This is a genomic window from Paraburkholderia sediminicola (assembly GCF_046027355.1).
Taxonomy (GTDB): Bacteria; Pseudomonadota; Gammaproteobacteria; order Burkholderiales; family Burkholderiaceae; genus Paraburkholderia; species Paraburkholderia sediminicola_B.
Genome location: NZ_JAQQEK010000076.1, coordinates 1 through 10,046, shown reverse-complemented (window position 1 = coordinate 10,046; position 10,046 = coordinate 1). Strand labels below are relative to the sequence as shown.

The 10,046-nt window shown below is 59.0% G+C and carries 8 protein-coding genes; 5 read left to right on the top strand and 3 right to left on the bottom strand.

Going from position 1 to position 10,046, the window contains the following annotated elements:
- Window positions 1-192: 192 nt before the first annotated feature.
- A complete protein-coding gene (locus tag PQR42_RS45105) occupies window positions 193-462 on the bottom strand; it encodes a hypothetical protein (protein ID WP_408496018.1) in 270 nt (89 codons plus the stop codon).
- A gap of 100 nt (window positions 463-562) precedes the next feature.
- On the bottom strand, window positions 563-1,801 hold the full coding sequence (locus PQR42_RS45100) for an MFS transporter (RefSeq protein ID WP_408496016.1): 1,239 nt from the start codon (window positions 1,799-1,801) through the stop codon (window positions 563-565).
- 128 nt (window positions 1,802-1,929) lie between these two features.
- On the opposite strand from PQR42_RS45100, the gene PQR42_RS45095 reads away from it, so the two are divergent.
- The gene (locus PQR42_RS45095) at window positions 1,930-2,364 is read left to right on the top strand and encodes a winged helix-turn-helix domain-containing protein (protein ID WP_408496014.1); all 435 of its coding nucleotides are present in this window, start codon (window positions 1,930-1,932) and stop codon (window positions 2,362-2,364) included.
- Window positions 2,361-4,655, top strand: coding sequence for an ATP-binding protein (locus PQR42_RS45090; RefSeq protein ID WP_408496012.1), 2,295 nt, complete (start codon window positions 2,361-2,363; stop codon window positions 4,653-4,655). Before PQR42_RS45095 ends, PQR42_RS45090 begins: the two co-directional genes overlap by 4 nt.
- Window positions 4,656-4,675: 20 nt before the next feature.
- On the opposite strand, the gene PQR42_RS45085 is transcribed toward PQR42_RS45090, so the two are convergent.
- Window positions 4,676-5,614, bottom strand: coding sequence for a LysR family transcriptional regulator (locus PQR42_RS45085; protein ID WP_408496010.1), 939 nt, complete (start codon window positions 5,612-5,614; stop codon window positions 4,676-4,678).
- 127 nt (window positions 5,615-5,741) lie between these two features.
- Between PQR42_RS45085 and PQR42_RS45080 the strand changes: the two genes are divergently transcribed.
- From PQR42_RS45080 to PQR42_RS45070, 3 genes are all read left to right on the top strand, one after another.
- Window positions 5,742-6,989, top strand: a complete 1,248-nt coding sequence (locus PQR42_RS45080) for an MFS transporter (RefSeq protein WP_408496008.1) — start codon at window positions 5,742-5,744, stop codon at window positions 6,987-6,989.
- A gap of 596 nt (window positions 6,990-7,585) precedes the next feature.
- Window positions 7,586-7,783, top strand: a complete 198-nt coding sequence (locus PQR42_RS45075; protein WP_408496006.1) for a hypothetical protein — start codon at window positions 7,586-7,588, stop codon at window positions 7,781-7,783.
- Window positions 7,784-8,048: 265 nt separating this feature from the next.
- The gene (locus PQR42_RS45070) at window positions 8,049-9,419 is read left to right on the top strand and encodes an MFS transporter (protein ID WP_408496004.1); all 1,371 of its coding nucleotides are present in this window, start codon (window positions 8,049-8,051) and stop codon (window positions 9,417-9,419) included.
- Window positions 9,420-10,046: the final 627 nt, after the last annotated feature.

The following is a 10,046-nucleotide window of genomic DNA, read 5'->3' as shown; positions in this document are numbered from 1 at the left end:
ACGAGCCGCCGCTGACCAATCTGCTCCCAACGACCCATTGAAAGCCGCAAGCGGTCGTTCGGGACGTGATCGCGGCCAGCTAGATCCGTCGCGCACTGCTCTCGCGGCAGTTCGTCGAGCGAAATCCGGTAGTACGTGGCGATTCGCTCTCGACAACAGTCGAAGCCCATTGACTTGATGGATCGTGCCTGCCTATCGCACCTGAATCTCGAAATCGACAAGATATCCCGATACTTCTGTACCGTGCGCGTGAATCAGTGCGATAAGCTCTTCCGTCGTAATTTCGACACGCCATTCTCGCTGGCTGCCAGGCTTGCGAATATCTAGTGCGACCAGGAGCACACTGCGACCATCCGCTGAAGCTTCGAGGCGCATCGTACGGTTAATCGTCTCTGTCTGCGGATCAATCTCCGTCAGTAATGACAACGTGCCATGAGCGCCAGAAAAGTGCGGGGAGTTCATGAATGAAAGTTTCCTGATTCCTTCGAACTGCTACGTTTGTCGGCTCTTATGGGGGAGGCATCCGCTCCATTTCCGGTTGCTTTCGGCCTCTGTCGACGTTTCAACTCCTGGTGGTGGCGTAAGTAGCCAGTCTCCCTGAGAAATGGAGAACGAACCCGAGCAACGTCAACGCGCCACCAAATACGCATGCTGCATGCCATCCACCTAGTCGCCAACTGATACTTGCTCCCCAGGAACCCGCGGCGCCGCCTACGAACATTCCGCTCATGAATAGCGTGTTGAGCCGACTTCTTGCCTCCGGTCGAAGAGCGTAAACCACATGTTGGTTGGAGATGAGAGCCGACTGCTCACCGAAGTCCAGCAGGATGATGCCGACGACCAGGCCAGCGAGGCTGCCCCAAAGGCCCAGAACCGCGTATGACAGCAGCATGATCAGGCAACCAAGTCCGATAACGACATGGGGTCCCCGACGATCGGCGACACGGCCGGCAAGTGGGGCAATCAGAATACCCGCCGCGCCAACGATCCCCATAAGGCCTGCCACATCAGCCCCCAAGCTGAAGGCCTCATGCAGACGCAATGCCAGAATTGTCCATAGCCCAATAAAGGAACCGAACATCGCGGCTTGAATACACGTTGCACGGCGCAGTGAACGTTCTTCTCGCCACAACTCGATGAGTGACTTCATGAGACCAAAGTAGCTGTGGTTCGTCCTGGGTTCACTGTGTGGGAGTTTGACTAGCAACATGACCCAGATAATGGCGGTCATCGCGGCCCCTAGCCAAAACGTAGCACGCCAACCCCAATGATCCGCAGTAAATCCGCCGACGGCCCTTCCCAGCAGAATGCCGCAAAGCAAGCCGCTCATCACGGTACCGACGACCTGGCCACGGCGATTGGATCCGGCTAGTTCTGCAGCGAACGGTACGACTTGCTGGGCAACGGATCCTGAAATACCTACTGCCGCTGAAGCGATTACCAGCAACCAGGCATTCGGGGCTGCAGCAAGGCATACCAATGCCACGATTAACACTGCTGCTTGCCCGAGAATCAATTTTCTCCGATCAATCCGGTCCCCCAGAGGTACCAGAAAAAACAGACCACAGGCGAAACCCAGTTGTGTCGCCGTCGGAACCAGATTGACGAGGCCAACCGATCGTGGGAAAGCCTGCTGCAATAGTTCCAGGATCGGCTGGTTGTAGTAAATATTTGCGACGAAAACACCGCAGGCAACCGCCATCACCATCAGCAATGAACTGTCCAGGTGATGTGTTAGCCCGGGCTCTTCAGGGACGGCGGACTGCGCCGGAGATTCGCTACCAACCGTATTGGGTGACATGTCCAGACTCACGACTTAGTACAGGGACCTTCATCGTGATGCAGCGCATACAAGAAGTCTTTGGCCTACAATTTCAGACGTCTGAAATTCCCGTTGATCCCCGCGATCTTGCGATGTGACATTAAAAAATGCTTACAGGTACAAAGACTCGGCATGAAAGGTCGTCGAAGGGCCCTGACTCCCGCGACGACGATATGGTTGCTTTCGGCCGCTACCAGTTGTTCCCACGTTTGCGGCTACTGTTAAGAGACGGTGTACGACTGGACGTAGGTGAGCGTGCGCTGGACGTGCTAGTCCAGCTTGTAAGTACGGCAGGCCAGGTCGTATCCAAAGATTTGCTTCTTTCCCGGATATGGGCGAAGGAAGTCATCGAGGAAAACAGCTTGCAGGCGCAAATCTCGTCGTTGCGAAAAATACTCGGGGATGATCGAGACCTTATCGCGACGGAATTTGGTCGGGGCTACCGTTTTACAGGTTCAGTGCAGGCGCATCGGGCTGTCACGTCGTCCATAGGCGCACCTCAAGCACGGGCCGGACTCCCGAGAACCCACGGTCTCCTTTGATCGGCCGCGTTGACGAGCTGCTGGAATTAAACCGGCTGTTGGCTACCCAAACGCTATGCACGCTCACAGGCCCTGCCGGCATTGGTAAGACTCGCCTCGCGATAGAGGCCGCGTCAGAATCCAGTCTCTGTTTTCCCGACGGGGTTTACTTTGCCGACCTGTCCCAACTGAGCGCAGCCTCAGTATCGCCGGCTATCTCGAGCGCGTTGGCGGGGCTTGCTGGAACAAGCGCACAGTTAATCTCTCACCCGGGAAGGGCGCTACTCGTCGTTGATAACTGTGAACACGTTACGTCTGCCTGTGCAGCGGTCCTTGAGCGGCTTCTGGAGTCTGATCCTCAACTGAGCGTGCTGCTCACCAGTCAGACTCCACTGGGGCTGGACGGCGAGCAGGTTTACCGGCTCAGTCCTCTCGCGTTACCTCCGCGCACCGTCAACGCATTAGACGCAAGAAGCTATAGTGCGGTTGAACTGTTTGTCCGCCGTGTAACTTCGGCGGACTATCATTTCGAGCTTACGGAAACGAACGTAGAGCAGGTTACGACGTTATGCAAAGCGCTTGATGGAGTTCCACTGGCATTGGAAATCGCTGCAGCCCGCGTGCCATCGCTGGGTCTCGCCGCGGTCACCGAGGATTTAGCCCTTTCATCCGGATTACTTGCAGCCCGGAAACGCCAGACACCGGGTCGCCATCGGACGCTTGGTGATGCCCTGCAGTGGAGCTACCAATTACTCGACTCCGCAGAACAAGCGGTGTTCCAGGACCTCGCCATTTTCCCTGCCGATTTCACCGTCGCTGCCGCGGAACGTATCGTATCCACCAGGCTGGAAGGGCCCACCCGACTGGTTGATGTTCTTTGCAGCCTCGTTGAAAAGTCGCTAATCACGTTGCAGGCCGGAACCCAGCCGATTCGCTATCGCTATCTCACCATGGTGCGGGCATACGCCCTGGAGCAGCTTGCGAACCGCACGGCGGCCATGACCGAAAAGCATACCCGCTTCGTTGAGCAATTGATTTCTCAAGCCCAACAGGATTGGATGTCGCTACCCTCGACGCAATGGAAGCGACAATACGAACACCACATTGACGATATCAGGGCCGCTCTTGACTGGTCATTGTCAGATAGTAAGCGCCGCGCCACGGGACTGCTCATCCTCGCGAACTCCGCCCCATTCTGGATACAACTATCACTCTACGACGAGTGTCGCCAGCGGATTACGAACGTACTGGAAGAAACGAAAGTTCCTCCCGTTGATGAGCGCCAGGAGATGATGATTCAGGCCGCACTGGCCACTTCGCTGACTTGGTCACGCGGACCCGTTCCCGCGAATGGGCGGGCCTGGACCCGGGCCAGCGATCTCGCGCTCCGGCTGGACGACGCGGAAATGCAACTGCAGGCTGAATACGGTCTATGGCTTTACCATCTCCGTAGCGGTTGCTACGGACAGGCCCTCCAGCACGGGAAAAGCATGGCAGATCTAGCCGTGAGGCATCGCGATCAAGCGGCACTTCTGACGGCACGTCGTTTGATTGGGACATCTCATCATTTTCTGGGCAATCACACTGAAGCTTTGACCGAAATTGAGTGCATGCTCGACAGTTATACGCGCGACGAACGTCATGGCTCCCATTTCAGATTTGGAATGGACCAGCGCGTGGCGGGTTGGGCTTTCCTTTCTCGCATTCTGTGGGTAATGGGGAACACGGCCAAAGCGCGACGGGCTGCCCAGGTAGCGATTGACGAGGCGATGGCACTGGATCACGCCTGCACCCTATGCTGTGCCCTTGCGGAGGGAAGTTGTACCGTGGCAGCATTTTCAGGAGACGTAGAAGAAGTCAAGCGTGTGTCACAGCAGCTTAACCAGGTGGCAGGTAATCACGGTCTGGACTTTTGGGGACTCTATGGTTCGGCTTTTTCACTTTGGGCGAAAGTATTCCCGGACCCGAACGCTGTCTCTTTCGTAGAGCTTCGATCGACACTGGAGACGCTTCAAGCCCGTGGATTTGATCCGGCTTATTCCGTATTCTTATCCGACTTTGCGAATGCAATGCTGGAACAGGGCCGTACGCGAGAAGCAGTCAGCCTCATTAATGCCCGGCTGGCAGGCGACACCACCGGACAGTTTTGGAACGCCCCTGAACTGATGAGAGTCAAGTCCCGGACGCTATCGGAGAAGAGGTCATCTCGACGGGCGCCACGGTCGATAATTTTGCAACAAGCGTTGACGCTGGCACGCGCTCAGGGTGCGAAAGCGTGGGAGCTTAGACTCACGGACGAACCTGTAGCATAGGCGTTCGGCGTAATGCGGTATCACCCGTTTGCCGCGCCGAGCGCTTCACTGGAGTGGGACATGCCCGCGAGCGGGCCCGTTTCCGTCGATTCGACCAGGTAGTCGAGGAAAGCCCGCACAGAGGGCGACGTGCGTCGCGCGCGTTCGAAGAGCACGTTCACGGGCGCGGGCATTGTCTCGTAATCCTGGAGGATGCGCCGAAGCCGGCCACGCTCGATGTCGTCCGCCACTTGCCACGAGGGGGCGCGCACGATGCCCGCACCGTCGATCGCCGCGGCCGCCAGGACGTCGAGCGCGTTGGCCCAGAGACGGCCCGCAATGCGCGTGGAATGACGAGTGCCAGCGGACTTGAAGCGCCATTCGACGGGGCCAGGCTGGTCGGAGAAAACGAGGCAGTCGTGCTGGCGCAACTCGTCAGGCGAGCAAGGCGCGCCGCGGCGCTTGATATAAGACGGTGCGGCGCAAACAATCATGCGTACGTCACCAAGCTTGCGTGCCACGAGCGCCGAATCGGGCAGGCGACCCACGCGAATCGCGAGGTGGATGTCTTCCTCGACGAGATTCACGGCGCGGTCGATTAGCAGCAGCTCAACCGAAACAGCGGTGTGGCGCGCAAGAAAGCACGGCAGGAGCGGCGCGATGACGGTTCGGCCGAGTAGCGTGGGCGCAGCGATGCGCAAACGGCCCGCCGGCTCGCTGCGGCCCGCGCTGAGCAACGTGCCCACTTCGTCAAGCTCCGCGAGGATCGACTTCGCGCGCTCAAAAAATAGGCGCCCCTCGTTCGTCAGCGCAATGTGCCGTGTCGTGCGGCGCAGCAGCTGCATGCCGAATTGCTTCTCGAGCGCCGACAAGTGGCGACTCACCGAAGTCAGCGACATTGGAATCGCACGGGCGGCGGCAGACAGACTGCCGGCTTCCACCACCCGGACAAACACGTTCATCGCCTCGAATCGGTCCATCGGTCACCTTTCCTTAAATCGCAAGAGTCATTGCCGCTGTACGACCGTACTCCCGAGACCGGGAATAGTCTACATTCCCCTTTGAGCAAACCGCAAAAGCCCGCACGCCACGTCTCGGATCGAGCGCGTGAGCGCTTCGAACATTTCCGACAAAGGATGGACGCAGATGAAACAGTCGATCTACTGGGTCATGGCACTCGCAGCCGGACTCGTCGTCGCCAACAACTATTACAACCAGCCGCTGCTCGTCGATTTCGCGCATACGTTCAGCGCTACCGAAGGTCAGGCCGGCGCGGTTTCCATCGCTGCGCAGGCTGGTTATGCGCTGGGCCTGCTCCTGCTCATTCCCCTCGGCGACAAGGTCGAGCTTCGCAAGCTCTTCGCGCTCACATTGGCGGCGGCCGTTGTCGCGCTCGTCGCGATGGCCGCGGCGCCCACGCTGCCCTGGGCCGTGGCGGCGAGCTTTGCCGCGGGCATGGCGAGTGTCGCGCCGCAACTGCTCACGCCTTATGCGGCGAAGATTGCGGGCCCCCAAAACCGCGGCAAGGCCGTCGGAATCGTGATGTTCGGTCTACTTTGCGGCATCCTCGTCTCTCGCACGGTATCGGGCACGATCGCGGCGCATTTCGGATGGCGCTCTGTCTACGAGTTCGCGGCAGTCGCGATGGTGGGCGTTGCCGTCATGCTTGCGCGCGTGCTCCCGCGTATCGAGCCGACCTTCTCGGGCAGCTATGGTGCGTTGATGCGTTCGCTGTTGGCGTTGCTGCGCGAGGAACCCGTCGTACGGCAGACTGCTTTGATCGCGGCGTTGCAATTCGCTGTATTCAGCGCTTTCTGGACGACGCTCGCGTTTCACCTGCACGCCCTCGACCCCCGTTACGGCAGCGAGACGGCGGGGTTGTTCGGGCTTGTTGGCGTCGCCGGCGCGAGCGCGTCCTATGCGGCGGGAAAGCTGACCGATACGCGCGATCCGTGTCGTATCATCTTCGCCGCCAGCATTGTCCTCATTGCCTCGTACGTGGTGCTTGCGTGGAAAGGCTCGAGCATCTGCGGGCTGATCGTCGGGGTGATCCTGCTCGATCTCGGCATGCAAAGCTCCCATGTCTCGAACATGGCGCGCAGCCTGGCGGTTAAGAGCACTGCGATGAGCCGTGCCAACACGCTTTACATGACATGCCGCTTCGCGGGCGGGGCGATCGGCGCGGCGCTTGGCAACTGTGCGTGGAGCGCGTGGCACTGGCCTGGCGTGTGCGGCGTTGGGCTCGTCTTTGCCAGTGCTTCGATGCTGCCGCAGATCATTCCCGCGTCCGGTCGGCGCCCGCCTGCGGCGCAACGCGAGGCAAGCGCCGACTACAAGGGGCGTGAAGCGCGATAGGCGATCGAGCGGTCGCATCAAGCGGATCGCACTTCCTTAGGCGTATGGATGGATCGACCGCTTTTGATCGCTGTTGGGACATCCGAAGAAACGAACTGAAGGACCGCTCCGGGTCGCCTACGGCCGACCGCATCGGCTGCGGTCGGCAAGTATCGGTCGACGAGGACAGTGTACAGATCGTCGTCAATCCGTCGGCACCGACACCGCGCACTCGCCGCTTCCATGACTGACAGAAATGCTTCAGGAAATCGGTCCATCAAGACGTTTTCCATTGTCCACGCGAACAGGCTCATGCAGCTAGCCGTGATAACCGGCGGCCACGGCCTGCTTCCCGGGCCGACTGCGCCGTGTTTTTAAATAACCAACAGAGGGTCGTCGTGTGTTGGAATCGAGCCCACATCCCGCATATCCTGAATCGCTCGCATCAAGGGGGCGAGGTTTAAAATTTCTATTTCAAACAGTATGTTACGCCGCAGCGCGTGCCGGAAGCGAGCTTGGCACAGATCGTGATTGGTAGCTTAGCGAGCGTAAATGACAACCGCTCAATTACAAATTCCAGATCTTGTTACCAAACTACTCTTAATAGGTGAATCGAAATGAACACGCTGAATATTGTTGACCTGCATCAGGAGCAGGAGCTCTCCCCTTCCGAGATGGCCCGTGTTGTTGGTGGACACGATGTGGACAAAGAAAAAGCACTCGTGGAAGCCTACCGTGTTATCAACGGGATAGACGGTTTACTGAATACACCAGACCCAGCCCCCGCCCACGTGTCAATGAAGTTGCCTGGTTAATTGTCGACCGTGGATAAACGGCGCCGGTCGAACGCAAGGATACGGCTCCAGATAGGAGACTGCCATAAGGGCTTGATTACCGGCCCTTATGGTTTTGGCTACTGCCAGCCTGGTTCCGTCCGACGCGCTTCACCGACCATAGAAAAAAGTTAACAGCTAGCCGAATCGACCCAACGTTGAACGACCGTTTCGCGGAAGATTGAAGGACCGAAATGGGCCAAAACGGTCTATATTAAGATATCGCCCTTTTTTTGTGGGGTCTCAAATGGCTGCCACGCAATCGGGGGCAAGGCCCCTGTCCGATCAGGACGCCCGGCGCCAGTTGCGCCGCGCCGTCATCGCCAGCACAATCGGCACGACGATCGAATGGTATGACTTCTTCCTTTACAGCACGGTCACCGGCCTGGTTTTCGCGAAGCTGTACTTTCCCGGCTCGGACCCACTCGTCGGCACACTGCAGGCTTTCCTGATCTACGCCGTCGGCTTTATCGCGAGGCCGGTTGGCGCTGCCATTTTCGGCCATTACGGCGATCGGATCGGACGTAAGGCCACGCTGATCGTGACGCTGCTACTGATGGGACTCGCCACGTTTGCCGTGGCCTTTGTTCCAACCTATGCGACGATCGGCATCTGGGGCGCCGTCGCGCTCACGGTGCTGCGCTTCATCCAGGGGGTGGGCGTCGGCGGCGAATGGGGCGGCTCGGTTTTGATGTCGATGGAATGGGCACGCACCAATGCGCACCGCGGTTTCGTCGCCTCGTGGCCGCAGTTCGGGGTGCCGGCGGGACTGTTCCTGGCCAACCTCGCCGTGCTGGCCATGAGTGAGATCTCCGGCAGTGCTTTCCTCACGTGGGGCTGGCGCGTACCCTTCTTCCTCAGCGTCGTACTGGTCGCGATCGGCCTCTACATCCGCCTGAATATTCTTGAGACGCCGATCTTCGCGCGGCTTCTGGCCGAGCACAAGATCGAGAAGACGCCGATGCTCGAGGTGTTGCGTCGCCAGCCGAAAGACATCCTCCTCTCGGCCTTTGCGCGCATGGCCGAACAGGCACCGTTCTACATTTTCACGGCCTTCGTCTTCACGTATGGCGTCACGACACTGGGCGTGACACGCGACCTGCTTCTGACGGCGGTGCTGGCGGCTTCCGTGCTGGAATTCGGCACCATCCCGCTGTTTGGACATGTGTCCGATCTGATCGGACGGCGGCGGATGTACATGATCGGTGCTGCCGTCGTCGGCGTATTCGGCTTCCTTTATTTTGCGATGGTCGACACCAGGAATCCAACGTGGATCTTTGCGGCCATCGTGCTCTCGCTGGTACCGCATTCAATGATGTATGGTCCCCAAGCCGCCTTGATCGCTGAATCCTTCACGGGGCGGCTGCGTTACAGCGGGGCGTCCATGGGCTACCAGTTGGCTTCGGTCATTGCGGGCGGCCCTGCGCCGCTGATTGCGACTGCGCTCTTCGCTTACTATCATTCGGGCTATGCAATCGCGGGCTATGTCCTGGTGTGCGCGGTGCTCAGCCTGATCGCCGCTTCGCGGCTGGGTGACTACACGAACAAGGACATCTCGCAGGAATACGACGAGCCACGGACGATGGGCGATAGCGGACACGCCAGCCCAGCCGCATGATTGGTCGGCTTGACGCGGCTTCCATCAATACGCCGAGGTTAAGTGAGGCAGGCCGGGTTCAGCACGCCCGCGTGGTGGCGTTGACGCGGCGGCCGACGAGCACGGCCTTGTTATGCACGCTTGCGAAGAGATGAACCTCCGCCACGACGTTGTACGGTCGGATCGTTCTCGGCAAACATGGGGGCGTCCGCGTGCGACTCGGTCCACAGAACCATTGTATTTACTGTCCTCGCTCCCATTACGCTAATACCCGCTATCCCAGGTCGGAATGAGGTCGCCCATCCCACACCCTTATGAACAGACTGTGGTGGGACAAGCAGCGCACCTCCAACGAGACATTCGTCGACGTAATAGAAGACCCGTTTTAGCCGCAAGGTGACGAGTGACCGACCGTCTGCGAGCGTCCGCTATCGAGAAAAATGGCCGTCCCTTGCGGGTCGCGTGCTGACTGTCGCGAGAACACCAGGCCTCGATCAACGTGCGATCAGCGACCACCGCGCGAATGCCGAGAAATGCCGAACACGCTCTCCGGTCCGGACTGGAAGCCGACCGGATTCCTTATGCACCGCTGCCGTACGGCTGCGTGATGATCTCCAGATTGTGGCCGCTCGGATCTTCGAAATACGC

What these genes read in the sequence shown, in the direction of transcription:
- PQR42_RS45105 (WP_408496018.1), bottom strand. Translation starts at nt 462, where the DNA reads ATGAACTCCCCGCACTTTTCTGGCGCTCATGGCACGTTGTCATTACTG.
- PQR42_RS45100 (WP_408496016.1), bottom strand. Translation starts at nt 1,801, where the DNA reads ATGTCACCCAATACGGTTGGTAGCGAATCTCCGGCGCAGTCCGCCGTC.
- PQR42_RS45095 (WP_408496014.1), top strand. Translation starts at nt 1,930, where the DNA reads ATGCTTACAGGTACAAAGACTCGGCATGAAAGGTCGTCGAAGGGCCCT.
- PQR42_RS45085 (WP_408496010.1), bottom strand. Translation starts at nt 5,614, where the DNA reads ATGGACCGATTCGAGGCGATGAACGTGTTTGTCCGGGTGGTGGAAGCC.
- PQR42_RS45075 (WP_408496006.1), top strand. Translation starts at nt 7,586, where the DNA reads ATGAACACGCTGAATATTGTTGACCTGCATCAGGAGCAGGAGCTCTCC.
- PQR42_RS45070 (WP_408496004.1), top strand. Translation starts at nt 8,049, where the DNA reads ATGGCTGCCACGCAATCGGGGGCAAGGCCCCTGTCCGATCAGGACGCC.